Annotated in this window: 21 protein-coding genes and 1 riboswitch; of the genes, 17 read left to right on the forward strand and 4 right to left on the reverse strand. The window is 49.5% G+C overall.

Annotation, left to right across the window (positions count from 1 at the left end; all coding sequences use genetic code 11):
* Positions 1-39: 39 nt before the first annotated feature.
* On the reverse strand, positions 40-1,227 hold the full coding sequence (gene hmpA, locus EPH95_RS16785; protein WP_227003961.1) for an NO-inducible flavohemoprotein: 1,188 nt from the start codon (positions 1,225-1,227) through the stop codon (positions 40-42).
* A 130-nt stretch (positions 1,228-1,357) separates the two neighbouring features.
* Between hmpA and EPH95_RS16790 the strand changes: the two genes are divergently transcribed.
* Both EPH95_RS16790 and EPH95_RS16795 read left to right on the forward strand, forming a co-directional pair.
* On the forward strand, positions 1,358-1,801 hold the full coding sequence (locus EPH95_RS16790; RefSeq protein ID WP_142091131.1) for an Rrf2 family transcriptional regulator: 444 nt from the start codon (positions 1,358-1,360) through the stop codon (positions 1,799-1,801).
* A gap of 123 nt (positions 1,802-1,924) precedes the next feature.
* Positions 1,925-2,503, forward strand: coding sequence for a histidine phosphatase family protein (locus EPH95_RS16795; RefSeq protein ID WP_142091132.1), 579 nt, complete (start codon positions 1,925-1,927; stop codon positions 2,501-2,503).
* Positions 2,504-2,840: 337 nt separating this feature from the next.
* Here the strand turns inward: EPH95_RS16795 and EPH95_RS16800 are convergent, their stop codons facing one another.
* Complete coding sequence (locus tag EPH95_RS16800) at positions 2,841-3,377, reverse strand: GNAT family N-acetyltransferase (protein ID WP_142091133.1); 537 nt, start codon at positions 3,375-3,377, stop codon at positions 2,841-2,843.
* A gap of 237 nt (positions 3,378-3,614) precedes the next feature.
* A riboswitch (purine riboswitch) is annotated at positions 3,615-3,716 on the forward strand.
* A gap of 65 nt (positions 3,717-3,781) precedes the next feature.
* Between EPH95_RS16800 and purE the strand changes: the two genes are divergently transcribed.
* From purE to purD, 12 genes are read left to right on the forward strand one after another with little or no spacing between them, the layout of a single operon-like run.
* Entirely contained in the window at positions 3,782-4,270 is a 489-nt protein-coding gene (gene purE / locus EPH95_RS16805; protein ID WP_142091661.1) for a 5-(carboxyamino)imidazole ribonucleotide mutase, read from the forward strand.
* The gene (purK, locus tag EPH95_RS16810; RefSeq protein WP_142091134.1) at positions 4,267-5,385 is read left to right on the forward strand and encodes a 5-(carboxyamino)imidazole ribonucleotide synthase; all 1,119 of its coding nucleotides are present in this window, start codon (positions 4,267-4,269) and stop codon (positions 5,383-5,385) included. Before purE ends, purK begins: the two co-directional genes overlap by 4 nt.
* A gap of 18 nt (positions 5,386-5,403) precedes the next feature.
* The gene (gene purB / locus EPH95_RS16815; RefSeq protein ID WP_142091135.1) at positions 5,404-6,696 is read left to right on the forward strand and encodes an adenylosuccinate lyase; all 1,293 of its coding nucleotides are present in this window, start codon (positions 5,404-5,406) and stop codon (positions 6,694-6,696) included.
* Positions 6,697-6,708: 12 nt separating this feature from the next.
* Positions 6,709-7,419 carry a phosphoribosylaminoimidazolesuccinocarboxamide synthase gene (gene purC / locus EPH95_RS16820; RefSeq protein WP_142091136.1) on the forward strand — a complete coding sequence of 237 codons (711 nt, stop codon included), beginning with the start codon at positions 6,709-6,711 and terminating at the stop codon, positions 7,417-7,419.
* Positions 7,412-7,663, forward strand: coding sequence for a phosphoribosylformylglycinamidine synthase subunit PurS (gene purS, locus EPH95_RS16825; protein WP_142091137.1), 252 nt, complete (start codon positions 7,412-7,414; stop codon positions 7,661-7,663). Before purC ends, purS begins: the two co-directional genes overlap by 8 nt.
* The gene (gene purQ / locus EPH95_RS16830; RefSeq protein ID WP_142091138.1) at positions 7,660-8,346 is read left to right on the forward strand and encodes a phosphoribosylformylglycinamidine synthase subunit PurQ; all 687 of its coding nucleotides are present in this window, start codon (positions 7,660-7,662) and stop codon (positions 8,344-8,346) included. The genes purS and purQ overlap by 4 nt, the downstream gene beginning before the upstream one ends.
* Complete coding sequence (purL, locus tag EPH95_RS16835) at positions 8,330-10,558, forward strand: phosphoribosylformylglycinamidine synthase subunit PurL (protein WP_142091139.1); 2,229 nt, start codon at positions 8,330-8,332, stop codon at positions 10,556-10,558. The genes purQ and purL overlap by 17 nt, the downstream gene beginning before the upstream one ends.
* The gene (gene purF, locus EPH95_RS16840; protein WP_405127399.1) at positions 10,555-11,952 is read left to right on the forward strand and encodes an amidophosphoribosyltransferase; all 1,398 of its coding nucleotides are present in this window, start codon (positions 10,555-10,557) and stop codon (positions 11,950-11,952) included. The genes purL and purF overlap by 4 nt, the downstream gene beginning before the upstream one ends.
* A 13-nt stretch (positions 11,953-11,965) precedes the next feature.
* Positions 11,966-12,988: a phosphoribosylformylglycinamidine cyclo-ligase gene (gene purM / locus EPH95_RS16845; protein WP_142091141.1), complete on the forward strand. Its 1,023-nt coding sequence runs from the start codon at positions 11,966-11,968 to the stop codon at positions 12,986-12,988.
* Positions 12,985-13,554 carry a phosphoribosylglycinamide formyltransferase gene (purN, locus tag EPH95_RS16850; protein ID WP_142091142.1) on the forward strand — a complete coding sequence of 190 codons (570 nt, stop codon included), beginning with the start codon at positions 12,985-12,987 and terminating at the stop codon, positions 13,552-13,554. The genes purM and purN overlap by 4 nt, the downstream gene beginning before the upstream one ends.
* 4 nt (positions 13,555-13,558) lie before the next feature.
* Positions 13,559-15,088 (forward strand): bifunctional phosphoribosylaminoimidazolecarboxamide formyltransferase/IMP cyclohydrolase, encoded by a 1,530-nt coding sequence (gene purH / locus EPH95_RS16855; protein ID WP_142091143.1) that lies wholly within the window; start codon positions 13,559-13,561, stop codon positions 15,086-15,088.
* A gap of 16 nt (positions 15,089-15,104) precedes the next feature.
* Positions 15,105-16,367, forward strand: coding sequence for a phosphoribosylamine--glycine ligase (purD, locus tag EPH95_RS16860; RefSeq protein ID WP_142091144.1), 1,263 nt, complete (start codon positions 15,105-15,107; stop codon positions 16,365-16,367).
* Between the two features lie 189 nt (positions 16,368-16,556).
* Here the strand turns inward: purD and EPH95_RS16865 are convergent, their stop codons facing one another.
* Complete coding sequence (locus EPH95_RS16865; RefSeq protein ID WP_142091145.1) at positions 16,557-17,966, reverse strand: hypothetical protein; 1,410 nt, start codon at positions 17,964-17,966, stop codon at positions 16,557-16,559.
* A gap of 346 nt (positions 17,967-18,312) precedes the next feature.
* Between EPH95_RS16865 and EPH95_RS16870 the strand changes: the two genes are divergently transcribed.
* The 3 genes from EPH95_RS16870 to EPH95_RS16880 all read left to right on the forward strand — a co-directional run bounded on the left by EPH95_RS16870 (position 18,313) and on the right by EPH95_RS16880 (position 20,878).
* Positions 18,313-19,974, forward strand: coding sequence for an adenine deaminase C-terminal domain-containing protein (locus EPH95_RS16870; protein ID WP_227003962.1), 1,662 nt, complete (start codon positions 18,313-18,315; stop codon positions 19,972-19,974).
* 179 nt (positions 19,975-20,153) lie between these two features.
* Positions 20,154-20,447, forward strand: coding sequence for a YerC/YecD family TrpR-related protein (locus tag EPH95_RS16875; protein ID WP_142091147.1), 294 nt, complete (start codon positions 20,154-20,156; stop codon positions 20,445-20,447).
* A 149-nt stretch (positions 20,448-20,596) separates the two neighbouring features.
* Positions 20,597-20,878: a CotD family spore coat protein gene (locus EPH95_RS16880; RefSeq protein WP_142091148.1), complete on the forward strand. Its 282-nt coding sequence runs from the start codon at positions 20,597-20,599 to the stop codon at positions 20,876-20,878.
* Between the two features lie 48 nt (positions 20,879-20,926).
* Here EPH95_RS16880 and EPH95_RS16885 read toward each other — a convergent pair whose 3' ends face one another.
* On the reverse strand, positions 20,927-21,484 hold the full coding sequence (locus EPH95_RS16885; protein ID WP_142091149.1) for an NADPH-dependent FMN reductase: 558 nt from the start codon (positions 21,482-21,484) through the stop codon (positions 20,927-20,929).
* Positions 21,485-21,514: the final 30 nt, after the last annotated feature.

The raw sequence follows: 21,514 nt of genomic DNA on the forward strand, positions 1-21,514 counted from the left end.
AAAAGGCCGTATCACTAATCACAGCGATACGGCTCTATTTTATACAAACGGTTTGAACATCTCTCTTTGAATAGCTTCCTCGCTGATATATAGATCGTTTTCGAGTATTTCCTTCATATCCGCGGTAAACGATCCGGGTCCGCATAAAAAGAACTCTTGCGTATCATTTTCATCAATGACGGTTTGGAGAAATTCTTTATCAATGTGAGCGTCGGTCTCCGTGTAGCGCACATAGGGACGGAAGTTTTCATATCGCTCATTGAGGACGTTCATTTCTTCAAGTAAAGCGTGATTTTCTTCGTTTTTGGCTGTATAAACAAAATCAATGTCCCGTTCCGGGTTCGCTTCCAGCGCCCCTTTGGCCATGCTGATGAGCGGAGTTTGGCCGATACCGGCACCAAGTAAAACCATGGGATGACCGGCATCTACATCGGTAGTGAATACACCGGCAGGGGCGCTGATCGAGATTTGGTCCCCGACCTCCAGTTGATCGTGAAGGAAATTTGAAATCTCTCCATCAGGGTATTTCGGTGACGTCTCCCTTTTTACGGAAATACGAAAATGGTCTTTGTCCGGAGCATCGGATAAGCTATAATGGCGCAAATGGGTATATTGATCGTCAGGCAACAACACGCGCAGCGTAATGTACTGGCCGGGTGAAAAAGTCGGCAATGCTCCCCCGTCTTCAGGTTTGAAATAAAAGGAAGTGATATCGTCGCTTTCTTTGTTTTTTCCATCTACTGCGAAAGGACGGAAACCGTTCCATCCGCCGGGTTGATCTTTTGTTTCCTGATATAATTCTTGTTCCACATTAATGAATATGTCTGCGACGATTTGGTAGGCTTCTCCCCATGCCTCCAGCAACTCGTCAGTCGCCGCTTCCCCGAGCTCATCTTTCATCGCTTTTAACAGATAATGGCCGACAATCGGATATTGTTCCGGAACGACTTGCAGGGCGACGTGTTTATGTGCGATTTTTTTGACGGTAGGGAGCAATGATTCAAGATTTTCAATGTTAACCGCAGCGGCATAGAGCGTCTGCATAAGTGCTTTCGGTTGTGTTCCTTGCTTTTGGTTGCGATGATTGAAAACATTCAACAGTTCGGGATGGGCCTCAAACATTTGGTTGTAAAACCGTGTCGTGATAGCTTCCCCTTTTTCAGCCAGGACGGGTGCACTCGCTTTAATTTCTTCAACATGTTGTGAGGATAGCAATGCAGTGGTCATAAAAATGCACTCCCATTTTTAAGTAGTATTTGAAATACATCTTTAGCGTAAGGTAAAATAAACAATAAAGCAATATTTCAAATGCATCTTTAAATAAATGGTCACATTTACAAGAAAGGAGGGGTCGTTGATGCAGCTCACATCTTATACCGATTATTCATTACGCGTATTGATTTACGTTGGAAGCCTTCCGGAAGGCGGCCGTACGTCGATTAAAGAAATTGCTTCTGCGTATCAACTGTCAAGCAATCATTTGCAAAAAATTGTCCATGATTTAGGGAGGAAAAACTACATTGAGACGATACGCGGACGAAACGGAGGCATCCAGCTCGGGCTCCAACCTGAAAAAATAAATGTAGGCACACTCGTGAGGGAAATGGAAGACATGGCACTGGTCGAATGTTTTAATGAAAACCATCTTTGTGCCATTAGTCCGGTTTGTCGCTTGAAAGGGGCGTTGCATAAAGCGAACGAAGCATTCTTGCAAGTCCTCGACGATTACACATTGGCGGATTTGTTGGTGAACAAAGATGATTTGGCCGATATATTTCTGGCGGAGATCAGAAAGAGATGACGTACAATGGAGTTAGAGCTTAAGAAAGCATTGAGGCCCCAGCCCTTGCGAGAATGTAGGCAAGAGTGTCTGGAAAGCCCTTAATAATGGAGTTTTTTTGATTTTTAGAAGGAGTTGACTGCATTGACGACATTTGGACTCATTAGGCACGGGATTACGGATTGGAATGAAAATGGAAGAGCACAGGGGATCACAGACATTCCCCTCAATGTGACGGGAAAACAACAAGCCAGTGCTTTGGCCAATCGGCTGTTCTTGGAAGAAAAGTGGGATATGATCGTCGCCAGTGATTTATCGCGTGCTATGGAAACGGCGGAAATCATCGCTGATAAATTAAAATTGCCGATTAGCCATGACGCGCGAATAAGGGAAATGGATTGCGGAGAAATTGAAGGCACTACTGAAGAAGAAAGGGTGCAAAAATGGGGGAGCGATTGGCGGCAGTTAAACTTGGGCATTGAAACAGCCGAAGACATAGCACAAAGAGGCAGTGAATTTTTGGAAGAATCAGTGGCTGTAAACAAAAACAAACGCGTATTGATAGTCAGTCACGGAGGGCTAATTAGCCACATGAGCCATCGGCTATTACCGGATCAATTCCCGCTGGCACGCCTCGAAAATACGTCGGTTACGAATCTTAGAAAAATAGAAAACAACTGGGAGTGTACATTGTATAATTGTACTAAGCATTTGGGGGTATAAATAAAGAACTCACGTTTGAGCTGATTGACATTGACGCAAATAATCCTCTAAAGTCGGGGGCCTTTTCGCACTGGGATTAGATACCCTTGAATCAGTTTTTCGTCTTTGTTCGGTCGCTAAAGGTGCGGTTAGATACCCCCTGACCTGGATTCCCCCCTCTGTTCGGGTTCTAACCGAGCGATTAGCGACCCTTGAGCCGATTTTTCTTCTCTGTTCGGGTTTTAATAATTCTGGATGGGATACCCTTTTTAATGCTCGCTAATCGAGTTCCAACTACCAAGCGTAGCTGTTTTGGCTTATATCAATAGGATACCTTCGCGACAAGAAAAAACGAGGATCAACTTAACCGATCAAGGTGAACCCGATTCTTTTCCCATTCATCCTCCAGCATGCTCATTTCCCACAAACTCCAATAGTCGTCGCCCATTTTTCTTAGATCCCTCAGCAATCCATCCTTTTGAAAGCCTACTTTTTCATAACAAGCAATTGCCGGTTCGTTGAAAGAAAAGACACCGAGACTTACCCTATGCAAATGCATTTCATCAAATGCGATTTTCAGAATGGCTGTCATCATCTGCCGGCCAATGCCTTTGCCCCTTGCACCAGGATCACCGACAAGTACTTTGCCGACTCTTGCCGAACGGTTTTCTTTATCGATTCTTCCCAATGAAATATGCCCGATGATCATCTCTGTTTCTTGTTCCACGACACTATAAATGTAACGGTCAGGCTCTTCCATATAACGTTCGAGTTGTTTTTCATCCAAAGGATAAGTGAAGTTAGGACCGCCCCATTGCAAGAGAAATTCTGGCGTCTCGATCCATTCGATCAATTTTTTCATGTGTGTTCGTTCAAAATGTTGTAATGCAATCATAAGTTAAACGCCTCTATTCTTTGGAGTTAATCATAGATTAAGCATATAATAAGATGTCGGTGGTGAAAAGTCCCTTGCGAAGACCTTGAAATTCTGAAAACACGCTTGAAGCGGGGAAAAGAGAAAGTTTTTAGGAAATATATTTTCAATTCCCGAACAATTATATGCATACATCTCGCAAACATTCGACTTTTACATTGACATTTTTTCTTATGCATACTACGATAATGACAGAGATGAACGATAGTAAATAATCCTCATATAAATTCGAGAATAAGGCTCGAACGTTTCTACCTGGCCGCCGTAAACGGCCGGTCTATGAGGGAGCTGCAGAATTGGCCCGCTGTGTCCTCAGGCTTCCTCCTGGACAGTGGGCAATTTTTATCGAAAGCGGAGGTTGAATGATGGCTGTAGAGGTTGGCGTCATTATGGGCAGCACGTCTGATGAAGCGACGATGGCCCATGCTTGTCGGATTCTAGAAGCATTTGAAGTTCCGTTTGAAAAAAAAATCGTATCGGCACACCGTACGCCTGACTTTATGTTTGAATACGCGGAAGAAGCTCGTGCACGAGGCCTGAAAGTGATTATCGCGGGCGCTGGAGGCGCTGCCCATCTTCCGGGTATGGTAGCGGCCAAGACGACGCTTCCGGTGATCGGCGTGCCCATCCAATCGAGAGCGTTAAGTGGCTGGGATTCGCTTCTTTCCATCGTTCAAATGCCGAAAGGGGTGCCGGTGGCCACCGTTGCGATCGGAGAAGCCGGAGCGGAAAACGCGGGGTTGCTTGCCGTACAACAACTATCGGCGTTTGATGAGGATTTGGCAGTAAAACTACAATCGCGCCGCGATAAAAAAGCGGATGAAGTTTTGGCGCAAGGGGGAGGGAAGCAATGATGATTACCCCCGGGAAAACGATTGGCATTCTCGGCGGCGGCCAGCTCGGGCGGATGATGGCATTGGAAGCAAAGGCGATGGGGTATCGCATCGCGGTCCTTGAGCCAAAGTCGGATGCTCCAACCGCCCAAGTAGCCGATGAGGAGATCGTCGCCGCTTACGATGATGAAAAAGCTGTGCGAAAACTGGCAAAGCTAAGCGATGTCGTCACTTTTGAATTTGAAAATGTCGATGCAACGACAGCCGCCATTTTAGCGGAAGAAAAGAAGCTTCCCCAAGGAGTTGACCTTTTACGTACGTGCCAACACCGTTTGCGGGAAAAGGAAGCGCTAAGCGCGGCAGGGCTTAATGTCGCTCCTTATGCCGAAATCACATCGGCGGAAGATTTAAGGCAAGGCATTGGAAAACTGGGAACGCCTGCAGTGCTTAAAACGTGCCGTGGCGGTTATGATGGAAAAGGGCAAGCGGTTATCCGAACCGAAGATGAAGTCCTGACGGCTTATGAGCAACTGAAAGATTCGGGGGACCTCGTGTTGGAACAGTGGGTCCCGTTTGCCAAAGAAATTTCCGTAATCGTTACGAGAACGGAAACAGGAGAGAGCGTTACGTTTCCGGTTGCCGAAAACGACCACGAAGACAATATCTTAAAACGGACGGTTGTACCGGCATGCATGGAGGAAAAAGCTGAACAATCCGCGCGGGAAATGGCTGAAACGTTCGCCGAAAACATATCGCTCGTGGGCACACTGGCAATTGAAATGTTTTATCTCGAAGATGGGGGATTATACGTAAATGAACTTGCGCCGCGCCCCCATAATTCGGGGCACTACTCGATGGATGCATGCAACGTGTCGCAATTTCATCTGCACATACGTGCCATCTGTGGATGGCCACTTCTCCTGCCGGAATTAACGACGCCGGTGGTGATGGACAACGTCCTCGGTGAACATGTGGAAACAGCCATAGAAACAATTCCGCACTATCGCAACGCCTTTCTGCATCTTTACGGAAAAGCAGAAGCGCGACCGGGCAGAAAAATGGGTCATGTGAACGTCACCGGAAAGACGAGAGAAGAAGCATTGGCAAACGTAAAGAAATTGGCGATTCGATCTTAAAAGCAGAGGAGACCGACGATGATTGAGCGATACACCCGCCCGGAAATGGGAAAGATTTGGACGGAAGAAAACCGATTTCAAGCTTGGCTGGAAGTGGAAATCGCAGCCTGCGAAGCTTGGGCGGAACAAGGAGTCATTCCGAACGAAGACGTTGCTAAAATGAGAGAAAACGCAGGATTTGACGTCGAACGCATCCTTGAAATCGAAGCAACTACCCGCCATGATGTCGTTGCGTTTACGCGGGCCGTTTCCGAGACCCTTGGAGAAGAGCGTAAATGGGTGCATTATGGATTAACGTCCACGGATGTTGTCGATACCGCCCAGTCTTACTTATTAAAACAAGCAAATGACATTCTTCGCGATGATCTGCATCGCTTTAAAGACGTCTTGGCCCGCAAGGCAAACGAACATCGCTATACGTTGATGATGGGCCGGACCCATGGCGTGCATGCGGAACCGACAACGTTCGGGGTCAAGCTTGCTCTCTGGCATGAGGAAGTGAAGCGGCAGATCGAACGCTTTGAAGCAGCTGCCGAAGGTGTCCGCGCCGGCAAAATGTCGGGAGCAGTCGGCACGTTCGCGAACATTCCCCCTGAAATCGAAGCGTCCGTATGCGAACGGCTGGGGCTTGCGCCGGCACCGATTTCAACACAAACGTTGCAACGCGACCGCCATGCTCACTACATCTCTACGCTCGCGCTTATCGCGACGTCGATTGAAAAAATGGCCGTTGAGATTCGTAACTTGCAAAAAACGGAAAGCCGGGAAGTGGAAGAAGCTTTCGGCAAAGGGCAAAAGGGATCATCCGCGATGCCTCACAAACGCAACCCGGTCGGTTCGGAAAATATGACCGGTTTATCCCGAGTCATCCGCGGGCACGTACAAACGGCGTTTGAAAATGTCCCGCTTTGGCATGAACGAGATATTTCCCATTCTTCTGCCGAACGGATTATCTTCCCGGATAGTACGATTTTACTCAATTATATGCTGAACCGCTTTACCAACATAATCGATCGCCTTACCGTTTACCCAGAGAATATGAAGGAGAATATAAACAAAACCTTCGGCCTTGTTCATTCACAACAAGTCTTACTCGCCCTCATCGATTACGGCATGACAAGGGAGGAAGCTTATGACCTCGTGCAGCCGAAAGCGATGGAAGCGTGGGAGACGAAAGTTTCGTTTCGAACACTCGTGGAGCAAGAAGAAAATATTAGAAAAGTACTTGATAAAGAAACCCTTGATGATTGTTTCGATGAACGGCACCATTTGAAAAACGTTGATGTATTATTTTCCAGGGTTGGCCTATGAAAGGATGTCTGCATGACACTTTTATATGAGGGAAAAGCGAAGCAACTGTTTATGACCGACGATGACAAAGTGCTGCGGCTCGTGTACAAAAATGACGCGACAGCGTTTAACGGGGAAAAGCATGATGTCCTGCAAGGAAAAGGAGAGCTGAACAATGCGATTTCCGTGCTCTTTTTCGAAGTGTTGGAGGCAGAAGGCGTTCAGACCCATTTCATAAAAAAAATCAGTGACACGGAGCAGCTTGTTCGCCCGACACGGATCATACCGATTGAGGTTGTTGTTCGCAATATTACCGCCGGCAGTTTGGCGAGGCGGCTCGGTTGGGAGGAAGGCAAATCGCTTCCCGAACCGATCGTGGAATGGTACTACAAAGACGATGCTCTTGGCGATCCGCTCGTGAACGATGACCATATTGCCGCTTTGGGAGTGGCCAAAACGGAAGAACTGGAAGAAATGCGCATGAGAGCGCTGCATGTCAATAAAATTTTGCTGGATCTTTGTCATAAGGCGAATCTATTGCTTGTCGATTTTAAGCTGGAATTTGGTGTGCTGGAAGATGGTACGCTCTTGCTGGCTGATGAAGTTTCTCCGGACACGTGCCGGTTTTGGGATGCGAAAACGAAAGAGAAGTTGGATAAAGATATCTATCGCTATGGCCTTGGCTCACTGCAAGCCGGTTATGAAAACATTCTCTCCCGTATTGGAGGCGTCGTTCATGATTAACGTCCATGTCTACATTACATTAAAAGAAGGGGTCCTCGACCCCCAAGGGCAAGCTGTGCAGCGTTCCTTGTCTGCGCTCGGTTATGATGAAGTGGACACGGTGAGTGTCGGGAAATGGTTAAAACTGGAGGTTTCAGATGGCCCGGATATGGAAGCGCGTGTCGAGGAGATGTGCGAACAATTGCTTGCAAATCCGGTGATTGAAAACTATACGTATCATGTGGAACGGGAGGAAAAGGTATGAAAGCGGCGGTGATTGTTTTTCCCGGCTCCAATTGTGACATGGATATGTATCACGCGCTAACTGATTTTACCGACGCGGAAATCGTTGATCTTGTACCGCATACGACGGATTCCGTTGAAGCTTATGATGCCATTTTCCTTCCGGGCGGATTTTCTTACGGAGATTACTTGCGTTCCGGAGCAATTGCCCGTTTTTCCCCTGTCATGAAAAGCGTAATCACTGAAGCTAAAAAAGGAAAGCCGGTGCTTGGCGTCTGCAACGGTTTTCAGATTTTATTGGAAGCAGATTTGTTGCCCGGAGCCATGAAAAGAAACAAGCATTTAAAGTACATGTGCCGAACGGTGGATGTGAACGTTGAAAATGCCGACACCTGTTTTACGTTTGCGTATGAACGCGGGGAACGTTTACGGATTCCCATCGCACATGGCGACGGGAACTATGAATGTGACGAGCGGACCTATAAAACATTGAAAGCGAACAACCGCATTGTTTTCACCTACGCATCCGATGTGAACGGCTCGACCGGAAACATCGCGGGGATTACAAATGAGGCGGGCAATGTGCTTGGAATGATGCCCCATCCGGAGCGTGCGATGGAAAATCTCCTTGGCAGTGAGGATGGACGCCGTTTGTTTACAAGCGTGTATCGCCATTGGAGGGACACACATGTCGTTACAACTTGAACCAACAGCTGAAGATATTCAAGGCCGCCGGTTATACGCGGACATGGGGGTGAAAGACCACGAATATGACCGAGTTGTCGCCCTTTTGGGCAGGAAACCGAACTTTACGGAAATCGGGATGTTTTCGGTGCTTTGGTCGGAACATTGCAGCTATAAACATTCAAAGCCATTGCTGAAACAATTCCCTTCTTCCGGCCCCCAAGTGCTGCAAGGTCCCGGCGAAGGCGCTGGGGTGGTGGACATTGGAAACGGGCAAGCGGTCGTCTTTAAAGTGGAAAGTCATAACCATCCATCTGCAGTTGAGCCGTACCAAGGAGCTGCTACCGGTGTTGGCGGGATATTGCGCGACGTTTTTTCCATGGGAGCGCGTCCGGTCGCCCTACTGAATTCATTGCGCTTTGGCCCGCTTACAACGCCGCGAACGCGTTATTTGTTCGAAGAAGTGGTGGCCGGCATTGCCGGGTATGGCAATTGTGTCGGAGTGCCGACGGTCGGAGGCGAGGTTCAGTTCGATGAGACCTATGATGGGAACCCGCTCGTCAATGCCATGTGCGTCGGATTGATAGACAGGGAGCATTTACAAAAAGGTGTCGCTTCCGGCGCTGGAAATACAGTGATGTATGTGGGCGCGTCTACCGGTCGCGATGGCATTCATGGAGCAACATTTGCTTCCGAAGAATTGAGTGAGGCATCCGCGGAAAAACGGCCGTCCGTACAAGTGGGCGATCCGTTTACGGAAAAACGGGTGATGGAAGCCTGCCTGGAAATAACTAAATCGGACGCCCTCGTCGGCATTCAGGATATGGGGGCAGCCGGATTGACGTCTTCAGCGGCGGAGATGGCAAGTAAAGCTGGTTCGGGGATCGACATGAACTTGGATCTCGTCCCTCAACGGGAGACGGGGATGACCCCATATGAAATGATGCTCTCCGAATCGCAAGAACGCATGCTTATCGTCGTGGAAAAAGGGCGCGAAGCGGAAATTGAAACCATTTGCAAAAAATGGGACATTGAAGCTGCATCGATAGGAATTGTGAAAGAAGAGATGCAACTCACCTTAACGTTTCAAGGAGAAACAGTAGCAGACGTTCCGGTAACGGCACTTACGGATGAAGCGCCAGTCTACGACGACGTACCGTCGAAAGAACCGGCCGACTTTCAGGAAAATCAACAACTGCCCGCTTGGCAGCCGCCGGTCAACGATCATAACGAGACGTTGCTCCAATTGCTTTCGCAGCCAACGATCGCGAGCAAAGAATGGGTGTATGACCAGTATGATCATATGGTGCAAACGAACACGGCTGTCATGCCCGGCTCAGGTAGCGCCGTATTACGGGTGCGTGGAACAGAGAAGGCGCTCGCCATGTCGATGGACGGCAATAGCCGCTATATTGCTCTCGATCCTTACACGGGCGGAAAAATTGCCGTGGCCGAAGCTGCACGCAACATTATTTGCTCGGGTGCCAAGCCGCTTGCGCTCACCGATTGTCTCAACTACGGAAGCCCGGAACAGCCGAACATATACTGGCAGTTGGAGCAGTCAACCGACGGCATGAGTGAGGCATGCAATACCTTTGGCACCCCGGTAGTGAGCGGAAACGTCTCGCTATACAATGAAACGAACGGAGAAGCTATTTATCCAACGCCGGTGGTGGGGGTGGTCGGGCTCGTGGAACATCTTGACCATATCACGACGCAACATTTCAAATCGGCGGGCGATTATATTTATATCATCGGCGATGCGGAGCCAGCGTGGGGCGGCAGTGAATGGCAACGGTTGGAAGACAGCCGCATCAGCGGCCAAGTGCCCGAGTTGGACCTTCAACTGGAAAATGAACGCCAGCAACAAGTATTGAACGCGATACAAGCCGGATTCATCCAGTCTGCCCAAGATATTGCCGAAGGCGGTCTTGCGGCAGCGGTTGCCGAATGCGTGATGGGAACGGAGCTGGGCGCGGCGCTGACGATGGACGATGATGCCTCCGACCTTTTCGCTGAAACGCAATCGCGGTATGTCATCAGTGTCGCTCCGGAAAAAGCGAATAAGCTGGAAGAGGCAATTCCAGATGCAAAACGTTACGGCACGGTAACAAAAGAACCATCGTTATGCGTGCAAACGACAGAAGGACGCACGCTCATCGAGCAGTCGACCGATCACCTTACTCACGTTTGGAAGGGAGCGATTCCGTGTTTCCTGAAATCAAAGGCATGAATGAAGAATGTGGAATTTTTGCGATTTGGGAACATCCGGAAGCAGCACAACTCACTTATTACGGGCTGCACAGTTTGCAACATCGCGGCCAGGAAGGGGCCGGCATCGTTACAAGTGACGGGGAAGAACTTCATGTTCATAAAAACACGGGCCTGTTGACCGAAGCTTTTCAAGCAGGCGACCTGGATCGCCTGCCGGGCCGGCAAGCACTTGGGCACGTGCGCTATGCCACCGCGGGAAAAGGCGGTTATGACAACGTTCAACCCCTTCATTTTAAATCCGAAGACGGAAGCCTTGCCATGGCCCATAACGGCAACCTCGTCAATTATCAAGGGTTAAAAAGTGAGCTTGAACGAACCGGGAGCATCTTTCAGACAACGACCGATACAGAAATATTGGCCCACCTGATGAAACGCCAAGCGTCGGATCAATTACGCGAGCAACTAAAAGGGGCGCTCCCGGAGTTGGTCGGTGCGTATTCATTTGCGGTGATGACGGAAGATGAACTCATCGTCGCGCTCGATCCGCACGGATTGCGTCCGTTATCACTCGGACGGCTTGGGAACGCGTACGCAGTCGCGTCGGAGACATGCGCCTTTGATCTTATCGGCGCCGAATACGTCCGTGATGTCGAGCCGGGGGAGATGCTTATTTTTAACCGTGACGGCGTGTTTTCCGAACGATTTATGGGAACAAAAGAACGCGCCCTTTGCAGCATGGAATATGTCTACCTGGCCAGACCCGATTCCAATCTTGAGCAAATCAATGTGCATACGGCGAGAAAACGACTGGGAAAACGGTTGGCTATTGAAGCGGACGTGGACGCTGATGTCGTCACCGGTGTTCCGGATTCGTCGATTTCGGCCGCCATCGGCTTCGCCGAACAAGCAAAGCTCCCATATGAACTCGGTTTGATCAAAAACCGTTATGTCGGACGTACGTTTATTCAACCTTCGCAAGCATTGCGGGAACAAGGCGTAAAAATGAAACTTTCTGCCGTGCGCGGGGTTGTGGAAGGAAAGCGGGTCGTGATGGTCGATGATTCCATTGTGCGCGGCACAACGAGTCAACGGATTGTGCAGTTGTTAAAGGATGCAGGTGCCGCCGAAGTGCACGTGCGCATCAGTGCCCCGCCGATTATTCGGCCGTGTTTTTATGGCATTGACACCTCAACCTCCGATGAATTAATCGCAGCCAATTATACGACGGAACAAATGCGGGAGAAGATGGGTGCGGATTCTTTACGCTTTTTATCGGTCGACGGCTTGAAGGCAGGCATCGGTAGAGACGCTTCACAGCCCAATTGTGGCCAGTGTCTCGGGTGTTTTACCGGTCAGTATCCAACGGCAATCCCGAATGAAAAAAATGCTCTCGTCGGTTCGGGAAAAGGATAGGGGGACGGATGACGTGCGTGATGCATACAAAGAAGCAGGCGTGGACGTGGAGGCAGGCTATGAAGCCGTCTCCCGCATGAAAAAACACGTAGACAGTACAAAACGTTCCGGTGTACTCGGTGCCCTGGGCGGTTTTGGCGGCACGTTTGATCTTTCCGCGCTCGATTATAAACAGCCGGTGCTCGTGTCCGGGACCGATGGCGTCGGCACGAAACTGCTGCTCGCCATTGCTGCCGATCAGCACGGTACAATCGGGGAAGATGCCGTCGCCATGTGTGTCAATGACATCCTCGTTCAAGGTGCTGCGCCGCTTTATTTTCTGGATTATATCGCTGCCGGCAAGACCGACCCAGCGCGCATGGAGGCGATCGTCAAGGGCATCAGCAATGGCTGCCGGCAGGCGGGATGTGCGCTGATCGGAGGCGAAACGGCGGAGATGCCGGGGATGTACGGCGAACAGGACTATGATGTTGCCGGATTTGTCGTCGGAGCCGTGGAAAAGGAAGCCCTTATCACTGGGGATGATGTACAGACGGGCGATCGTTTGCTTGGTTTGCCATCTTCAGGTGTGCACAGCAATGGCTTTTCGCTTGTTCGGAAAATCATCGAGGATCAAGGTCTGGACTTGCAAAAAACCTACGCGCCTATGAACATGCCTCTAGGAGAAACGTTGTTAGCGCCGACGAAGATTTACGCCGGGGAAATACAGGCATTGCTTTCGGTACTTCCGGTGAGCGGTATGGCACATATTACCGGCGGAGGACTTTTGGAGAACGTTCCAAGGCTGTTGCCGGAGGGCCTTGGCGCGCATATCGATCCCGCGAGCTGGGAAAAGTCGCCGATTTTTCCTTTTTTACAGCGGGAGGGGCGTTTGAGTGACCAGGATATGTACGGGACCTTCAACATGGGGATTGGCTATGTCGTCGCGGTTAGACCGGAACGGGAACAAGAAGCGCTTGGGATTCTCGGCGATGCGTATGCCATCGGTACGGTCAATCGAACCGGAACATTGAGCCTTGAAGGGGTGTCGGTATGAAGATCGCGCTGTTGGCCTCCGGGACAGGCAGCAACGTGGAAGCAATTTTGCAAGCGCACGAGGAGAAGCAATTCGATGCAGAGCCCGCCTTCGTGTTTAGCGACCGTCCGAACGCGTCTGTGTTGGATAAAGCGAAACGTTATGGAGTGCCTGTACACACGCTTCGGCCTCGGGACTTTGACAGCAAGCAGCAATATGAAGAAGCATTGCTGCATCTTCTGGAAAAATACGATATCCAATGGGTTATTTTGGCCGGATACATGCGTTTGCTGGGAGCAACGATCGTCGAGCCGTACGCCCGCCGCATCGTAAATATTCACCCGTCCCTGTTGCCGGAGTTTCCGGGGCTCGATGCTGTCGGACAAGCATTGAATGCCGGTGCGGAAGAAACAGGCGTGACCATTCATTATGTGGACGCCGGTATGGATACGGGAGAAGTGATCCGCCAAAAGAGAGTCCCGATCATGCCGGGCGAGACGAATGGTTCATTGGAAGAAAAAATAAAACAGGTGGAGCATCAATTGTATCCGGAAACGTTGCAAAACCTTTTCAGGAAGGGGTTCTAGTGAGATGAAACGACGGGCTTTGATAAGTGTCAGTGATAAAACGGGGCTTTCCGATTTTGCAAAAGCCTTGCAGGAAGCGGATTTTGAGGTTATTTCAACGGGAGGGACACAGCGTGCGCTAGAAGCGGCAGGCGTACGGGTGGTCGGTATATCCGAAGTGACGAATTTCCCGGAAATTTTGGACGGGCGGGTGAAGACGTTACATCCGCTGATTCACGGCGGTCTATTGGCCGACCGGGAAAAGGAAGCACACCGACAAGCATTGCAAGAACACGCGATTGAGCCGATCGATCTCGTCGTCGTGAACCTCTACCCTTTTAAAGAGACAATCAGCAAAGAAGGTGCTGAAGATGCGGACGCGATTGATAATATTGATATCGGCGGTCCGGCCATGTTGCGGGCGGCTGCGAAAAATCATGCCCATGCAGCGGTCGTGACAGATCCCGAGGACTATCCCCGGGTGTTGGAAGAAGCCCGTAACAACGGCATTCGTTTCGAGACCCGCAGGCATTTGGCGGCGAAAGCCTTCCGTCATACCGCGGCATATGATGCGTTAGTCGCCGAGTATATGACCGAAGAGGCGTTTCCGGAAACGATGACGCTCACGTATGAAAAAAAACAGACACTGCGTTACGGAGAAAATCCGCATCAAGGCGCTTCGTTTTATCAGCATCCGTTACCGGCGGATTCATCTATAGCGGCTGCCAAACAGTTGCACGGAAAAGAACTTTCTTACAACAACATCAATGATGTGAACGCCGCGTTTGCTCTTGTATCCGAATTCAGCGATACGAAGGCGGCTGTCGCGGTAAAGCATACGAATCCGTGCGGAGTTGGCATCGCCAATACGTTGTCGGCTGCTTTTGAAGAAGCCTATGCTGCCGATCCTGTTTCCATTTTCGGCGGGATTGTCGCGTTGAATGATACGGTGGATGCCGATACTGCGGAACAATTGGCGACCATCTTCCTGGAAGTGATCATCGCGCCGGATTACAGTCATGATGCATTAGAGCTATTACAGAAAAAGAAAAACATTCGTCTTTTGAAGGTGGATATGGCGGGTGGCGGAAATGTTTCCCACGCGCTTACATCAGTGAGTGGCGGGATGCTTGTACAGGAAGACGACGTGAAAGGCTTGGCAGATACGGATGTGAAGGTGGCGACAAAGCGCGCGCCCACAGCCGAAGAATGGCGTAGTCTGGAATTTGCGTGGCGCGTTGTTAAACACGTGAAATCAAATGCCATCGTCTTGACGAAAGGCAGCCGTACCGTCGGTGTTGGTGCCGGGCAGATGAATCGGGTGGGGGCAGCTGAAATTGCGATCGCACAAGCCCAATCCGAGACGCAAGGAAGCGCGCTCGGTTCCGATGCATTTTTTCCCATGAAAGATACGGTGGAAACCGCGATGAAAGCAGGCGTAACGGCGGTCATTCAACCCGGTGGTTCCAAGCGGGACCAAGAATCGATCGATGCCGCCGATGAAGCAGGGATTACAATGGTGTTCACCGGTATGCGGCATTTCAGACACGCGTGAGAGGGGAAGCGATAAGATGAATGTTTTAGTCGTTGGCAGCGGTGGCCGCGAGCATGTTCTTGCCTGGAAACTGAACACAAGCCCGACCGTGGATCGCGTTTATGTAGCGCCGGGAAATCCGGGGATGGATCACGTGGCCGAACGTTTGCCCGTGAATGCAACCGATGGAGAAGCGTTGGCGGCGGCAGCGAAGAAACACGGGGTGGAACTGACCGTCATCGGTCCGGAAGCGTCGCTTCTTGCAGGTGTGGCTGATGTCCTTGACCGGGAAGGGTTAAACGTATTCGGGCCAAAAAAGGATGCCGCCCGCATCGAAGGCAGTAAATCCTTCGCAAAAGATATAATGAAAAGGTACGGCATCCCTACGGCAGCATATGCCGTGTTTGCCGATTATGAAGAGGCTTGTGCCTATGTGAAAGACAAAGGCGCGCCTATTGTGGTTAAAGCGGACGGTTTGGCGGCCGGGAAAGGGGTGACGGTCGCCATGACGATGCAGGAAGCGTTTGATGCATTGGCGGATGTATTGCTGGATAACGCTTTCGGATCCGGCGCGAAAGTCGTCCTTGAGGAATACTTGCAAGGGGAAGAGATTTCCTTGATGGCTCTAGTGAACGGTGACACGGTTCTTCCGCTTGAGGAATCCCAGGATCATAAACGAATCTATGATAACGGCGAGGGATCGAATACCGGCGGAATGGGCGCTTATTCCCCCGTGTCTCATGTCGGAACGGAAGTGGTCGAAGAAGCAGTTGACGCAGTGCTTCGGCCGGCGGCAGCGGCGATGGTCACGGAAGGTGTTCCGTTTACCGGTGTATTGTATGCCGGCTTAATGTTGACCGAAGACGGCCCGAAAGTGATTGAATTTAACGCTCGTTTCGGCGATCCGGAAGCACAGGTGATTTTACCGCGCCTGGAGGACGATCTCTCAGCCGTCTTAATGGACGTGCTCGATCATCGTGAGGTTGAGCTTTCTTGGAAGCCGGACGCAATGCTTGGGGTAGTGGCCGCGGCGAACGGATACCCGGGTTCCTATCAAAAAGGATTGCCGGTGCCGGGTGATATGACTTTTGATGTGGAAGACAGCATCATATTTTACGCCGGTGTTGATGGAAAGAGAAATGAGCTCCGGAGTAGCGGGGGGCGGGTGTTTTTATTGGCGTCCTTTGGAGAGACGATAGAAACTGCACAAAATAAGGTGTATGAACGTTTGGACGCTTTGAATCTTGAAGGCTATCATTACCGCAAGGATATTGGCAGTCGCGGGGTCAAGGTAGAGTAATACATTAGATCGTAAAGAGCGAGGGATGCGAGAAAATTTGAAAAGGACAACTTTTTGATCCTTGTCTAATTGTGTCCTTACACATTGCCGATAGCTCTTGCATTATAATGTTTTTCAAAAAAACAGCTGAACTTCGCCCTAAAAAACTCCGTATCACTGCCGAAGTGTTACGGAGTTGAACGTTCATAGTCAAAGCATCCAAACAGCCAAAATTGAAGCAACAACAATTCCAATCAACACGGGGACAAGATTTTGTCTCACGAGTTCGGCGGGTTTCACGCCGGCGATTCCGGCATCTGCCGCAGCGCCAAACGCCCAGGCCGCGAGTGTGCCGCCACCGACGAAAATCGTCACGACTTGCCCTAAGGAAGCGAGGACTGCGACATCCATTCCCGTTGCTTGCCCGAGAGCGGCCGAAAGGCTGCCTACAAGCGGCAATCCGGAAAAACCGGATCCATCTAAGCCGGCAAGTATAGCGATTACCACTATACCTATGACAAGCATGGCAGGGCTGCCGTCAATATATTGCGAGAGAGACTCGCCGAGGTCGAAGAGAAATCCAGGTGCACCTTCCCCCAGAACCGCTTCCGCATGATCCGGGTGACCAAGGAAAAAGAATCCGGCCAACGGAATAATTGGCGCGAAGATTTTGAGTGCGAAGAAGAACCCTTCTTTCATGTATTCCACGACATTGCTCATCCCTTGAATGCCGCTTTTGACTAACGTCGCGATCATCATCAGAAAGACAGCAGTCCCTCCGAGGAGGGCGGTGGCTTCTTGGCCCTGAATCGCCTCTTCAGGGTGAAAAATCGCGCGATAAAGCATAAGCCCAACAATCGTCAGCAGCATGAGCGGGACAAATAGTGCCATCGTTTTTGAGATTTTTGGATTCCCCTGATACGTGTTTGTCGTTTTGACATCCAGCGCAGTCTCATCCGCTTTCCATTTCCCTTTTTTCATCCCCCTTTTGATCGTGAAAAACGCGATAGGAATCGCGACGAAGCCGACGACGAAAGAAAATAAAGCCGTATAGGGCAAAATTTCTCCAATATCCAATCCAGCGGCAGCAGCTGTTAGATTCCCGGCGCCTTGAACAACGAGGTCGCCCGATAATGCCATCCCGTGTCCGAACAAGTTAACTGCGACTGCTGCACTGATAGCAGGCAAGCCGGATTTGACGGCAATAGGGATCAAAACCGTCCCGACGAGTGCAATCGCGGGTGTCGGCCAAAAGAAAAGCGAGGCGATGTACATCGTAATTCCAAGAACAAAGAAGGAGGTCGTTGGATTAATCATCAGTTTTTTTATCGGAGAAAACATCAACTCAGCGGCACCGACTGCCCGCAACGCTTGCAACATCGCGACCATCAAAGTAATAATCAACATGATGTCGAACAGTTCAATGCCCGCGTTCATAAAAGCAAGAAAGACAGCTTGCGCAGAGGAAACCAAACGGTCAATGGCGCCCAAGTCTGTATAGTAAAAAAAAGCAAGCAGAAACGTCCCGAGCATGACCGGAAAAACAACATTTTTTCTCCAAAGGATAAAAATAAACACTGTGGCAATTACAATAAGAAAAAATACGTGTGTGAATTCCATGATAACCCCCTTTATAGGACGATCACACGATTAGGCGTCTATACGATAAGATATGATGGCGGGGGTTAAATGTGTTAGGCATCTTTTTATGCCGAGAGAGGGGGTCAGGTGTTTGGGTCCGACACGGGAATAACTCTTTTTCAAAGAAAACTTGTTGCATTCTTGTCACCTGCTTTTCCCATTACATACCTGAAATATGTTACGATGAAATTAGTATGAAAAAATCAGGATCGTTTGAATAGAAAAGAGCAGGTGATGAATCATCCATCCTTCATTCTCGCTATGGAACAAGCAATCAAAACGTAGGCAAATCAGCGTTGTTCGTGGAGAAAAATCCCCGACGCAAGTGATCACAAATGCTACGTATCTGAACAGCGGCCGCAAACAATGGACGAAAGCGAACATATGGATTTACCATGACCGTATCGTCTACGTCGGTGATGCGTTACCGGCGAATTCACCGGAAATAAATTGGTACGATGCCCGTGGGCAATTTATCGTTCCCGGCTATATCGAACATCACGCGCACCCATTTATGTTATATCACCCCCGTGCTTTTGCGGATTATGCCCTGAAACGCGGAACGAGCACAATCTTCAATGACAATCTAATCTTGTTCATGCACTTGGGAAAAAAGAAAGCGCTTTCTTTCATCAGTGAAATGGGAGAAGGGCCTTCCTCGCTGTACTGGTCTGCCAGGGTAGACGCACAAACGGAAACGAATGATGAAAATCGTTTGTTCACTCCGAAAAACATTGAGGATTGGGTGAACCATCCGCTCGTTGTCCAGGGTGGAGAATTCAGCGGGTGGCCGCGAGTCATTGCAGGGGACGACACAGTGCTCCATTGGGTTGAACAATTGAAAAAAGGACATAAACCTATGGAAGGCCATTTGCCAGGGGCATCGGAAAAAACATTGGCACAGCTCGCGTTGCTTGGTGTGATGAGTGACCATGAGGCGATCACCGGGGAGGAAGTGCTGCGCAGACTGGACGCCGGCTATGTGACGACCTTGCGACATTCCTCGCTGCGCCCTGATTTGCCCCATTTGATCAAGGAATTGAAAGAAGCGGGGATTACCGATTATAGTCGATTCCTCCTTACGACCGACGGTGGAAGCCCGACGTTTTATGAGCCCGGGGTCATGGATGCTCTGTTAAAAATTGTTCTTGAAGCAGGCATCGATCCATTGGCCGCCTATGAAATGGTTTCGTATAACGTTGCCCGTCATTATGGGATCGAAGACATGCACGGCATGATCGCCCCCGGGAGGGTGGCACATCTCAATTTTCTCATGGACGTGCAAGACCCTACCCCAATCTCGGTAATGGCAAAAGGCGAGTGGATTGTGCAGGAAGGGCGTGTCGTAAACGAGCCGGAGCCCTTCGAATGGGGACCGTATATCTCTGATCAAAAGGGCATCATCTGGGATTTGGAAGAAGAAGACATGCATTTTTCCATGCCGATGGGAATTCATCTAGTCAATAATGTTTTATTAAAGCCTTATCACATTGATATTGACGCAACAAAAGAAACCCTCGGAAAGGAACACGATCAATGTTACTTCGCCATGATTGATAAAGATGGAAAATGGCGGATGAATACGATATTAAAAGGGTTTGCCACCCATCTAGACGGTTTGGCGACTACATTTTCGATCACCGGTGATGTCATCATGATCGGAAAAAAGAAAGCAGCCATGAAAAAAGCGTTTGATCAATTGAAGGCATCCGGCGGCGGATTATTTATTGAAAATGACCGGGAAGACCTTCGCTTTCAGCTTCCACTCCCTTACTTTGGGGTGATGGCTGACTTGTCTATGGAGGAAGTTATGGAAAGGCATGCAGCTTTCGTTCACATTTTGAAAGCATGCGGCTATCCTTATGACGATCCGTTGTATAGCATCTTTTTCTTTTCAGCAACTCATTTGCCTTATGTACGCACGACAGCAAAAGGGATTTATGACGTACACAAAAAAAGCGTTCTCTTTCCTACGATAATGCGTTAAAATAGAAAAGGGTGAAATCGGAGCGGCTATGCTCTGAAAAAGGATGATTGCAGGCGCCGGAGGTCGGTGAAGCCTTTTTACAGCAGTCGGTCTTGACCGGTGTGCGTTAAAACCATTAGAAAGGATGGAAAACCCTCTCTAATGGAAGTTTCACTTTATCTGTGAAAGAGAGGATTGCTATGCAAATTGATAAATTACGCGGCAAAGAAATGGATCAACTATTTCACGCGATATTATCTTTAAAAGATATCGAGGAATGCTATCAATTTTTTGATGATCTTTGCACGATTAACGAAGTACAATCACTCGCCCAGCGGCTGGAAGTGGCTCGTATGCTCCAGGCAGGGAAGACTTACCATAAAATTGAAGTGGAGACGGGAGCAAGCACAGCTACCATCAGCCGTGTGAAGCGTTGCCTCAATTACGGAAATGACAGTTATCAATTGGCGCTCAGCCGCGTACACGGCGAATAAATAAAGCCCCGGGCACAGCTATCCGTCTGCCCGGGGCTTTATTTATTCGCTATATAAGACTGTGGATGGAGGGCGTAGGCAAATGGACCAGTACGACGGAGCTTGTCTTTGCATAAAGTATAGGAATCCGGTTTAAAGGAGGCTATACGATGTTTGGAAAGCACCCGGAAGCCCCAGGTCCGCATTCTCCATTTTCGGCCGCCGGCTCCGCTTGCCCCGGTTTGGTCCCATTTGTGCAAACGTATGTCGTACCGGAAGTTCAAACGGTCCAAACACATTTCATTAAACATCACGTCTACAAGTATGTCCGTTATTATCCGCACACGCATTCATTTGAACAACGTGCACATGTACACCAAAGATGGGAGCCGGCGGGTGCACAAGGTTACCGCTCAGCAACGGAATATCCCTACAAAAATACGTTATATTGACATAAAAAAACCCATCGAAGGGCGGTGGCCTTTCATGGGTTTCAAGCATTATATCTTGGCGGTCGTCCGTTGGTTTTCGATCCAGGGGATAACGTTATCGGTAACGGTATCCAAAAACGCGATTGTGTCCTCATCAGCGAGATTGCCGTCTTCGTCAAGTTTTGTGTGCACTTGTCCGATGCACACTTCGTTCCCGGGGAGGAGCGGTGAGGACAAGCCCGGAGCAAAAAGAATATCGCGCAAATGGGCTTGGGCTTTTGCCGTACCGAGCGCCCCCATGGAAGCGCCCATGATCCATGATGGTTTCCCGATCATGACTTGATCAACCCGTGAGAGCCAATCGATGGCGTTTTTTAGCGCACCGGGGATGGTCGCGTTGTACTCAGGGGTTACCCACAGAACGCCATCTGCATCCTCCACTTTCTTTTTAAACGCAGTTACTTCCTGTGAAGGGGTGTTTTCCTTATCTTGGTTATAAAACGGAAGGTCTCCGATGTTTAGGATTTTCAGATTAAATCGATCGGCATACCGTTTTTCCATATGTTTTGCGATTTTGTAATTATATGAGTCTTGCCTTGTGCTTCCGACAATGGCAACGATGTTCATCAAAAATCCCTCCGTCGTGATGTGAATAAC

This window comes from Salicibibacter halophilus, from assembly GCF_006740705.1.
Lineage (GTDB): Bacteria > Bacillota > Bacilli > Bacillales > Marinococcaceae > Salicibibacter > Salicibibacter halophilus.

Bases quoted from the DNA above. Each gene is read 5' to 3' on its own strand.
- EPH95_RS16800 (WP_142091133.1), bottom strand. From the start codon at position 3,377: ATGATTGCATTACAACATTTTGAACGAACACACATGAAAAAATTGATC.
- purQ (WP_142091138.1), top strand. From the start codon at position 7,660: ATGAAAGCGGCGGTGATTGTTTTTCCCGGCTCCAATTGTGACATGGAT.
- purD (WP_142091144.1), top strand. From the start codon at position 15,105: ATGAATGTTTTAGTCGTTGGCAGCGGTGGCCGCGAGCATGTTCTTGCC.
- purB (WP_142091135.1), top strand. From the start codon at position 5,404: ATGATTGAGCGATACACCCGCCCGGAAATGGGAAAGATTTGGACGGAA.
- purS (WP_142091137.1), top strand. From the start codon at position 7,412: ATGATTAACGTCCATGTCTACATTACATTAAAAGAAGGGGTCCTCGAC.
- purE (WP_142091661.1), top strand. From the start codon at position 3,782: ATGGCTGTAGAGGTTGGCGTCATTATGGGCAGCACGTCTGATGAAGCG.
- EPH95_RS16875 (WP_142091147.1), top strand. From the start codon at position 20,154: ATGCAAATTGATAAATTACGCGGCAAAGAAATGGATCAACTATTTCAC.
- EPH95_RS16885 (WP_142091149.1), bottom strand. From the start codon at position 21,484: ATGAACATCGTTGCCATTGTCGGAAGCACAAGGCAAGACTCATATAAT.
- EPH95_RS16790 (WP_142091131.1), top strand. From the start codon at position 1,358: ATGCAGCTCACATCTTATACCGATTATTCATTACGCGTATTGATTTAC.
- purN (WP_142091142.1), top strand. From the start codon at position 12,985: ATGAAGATCGCGCTGTTGGCCTCCGGGACAGGCAGCAACGTGGAAGCA.
- EPH95_RS16865 (WP_142091145.1), bottom strand. From the start codon at position 17,966: ATGGAATTCACACACGTATTTTTTCTTATTGTAATTGCCACAGTGTTT.
- hmpA (WP_227003961.1), bottom strand. From the start codon at position 1,227: ATGACCACTGCATTGCTATCCTCACAACATGTTGAAGAAATTAAAGCG.
- purC (WP_142091136.1), top strand. From the start codon at position 6,709: ATGACACTTTTATATGAGGGAAAAGCGAAGCAACTGTTTATGACCGAC.
- purL (WP_142091139.1), top strand. From the start codon at position 8,330: ATGTCGTTACAACTTGAACCAACAGCTGAAGATATTCAAGGCCGCCGG.
- purH (WP_142091143.1), top strand. From the start codon at position 13,559: ATGAAACGACGGGCTTTGATAAGTGTCAGTGATAAAACGGGGCTTTCC.
- purF (WP_405127399.1), top strand. From the start codon at position 10,555: ATGAATGAAGAATGTGGAATTTTTGCGATTTGGGAACATCCGGAAGCA.
- purK (WP_142091134.1), top strand. From the start codon at position 4,267: ATGATGATTACCCCCGGGAAAACGATTGGCATTCTCGGCGGCGGCCAG.
- EPH95_RS16880 (WP_142091148.1), top strand. From the start codon at position 20,597: ATGTTTGGAAAGCACCCGGAAGCCCCAGGTCCGCATTCTCCATTTTCG.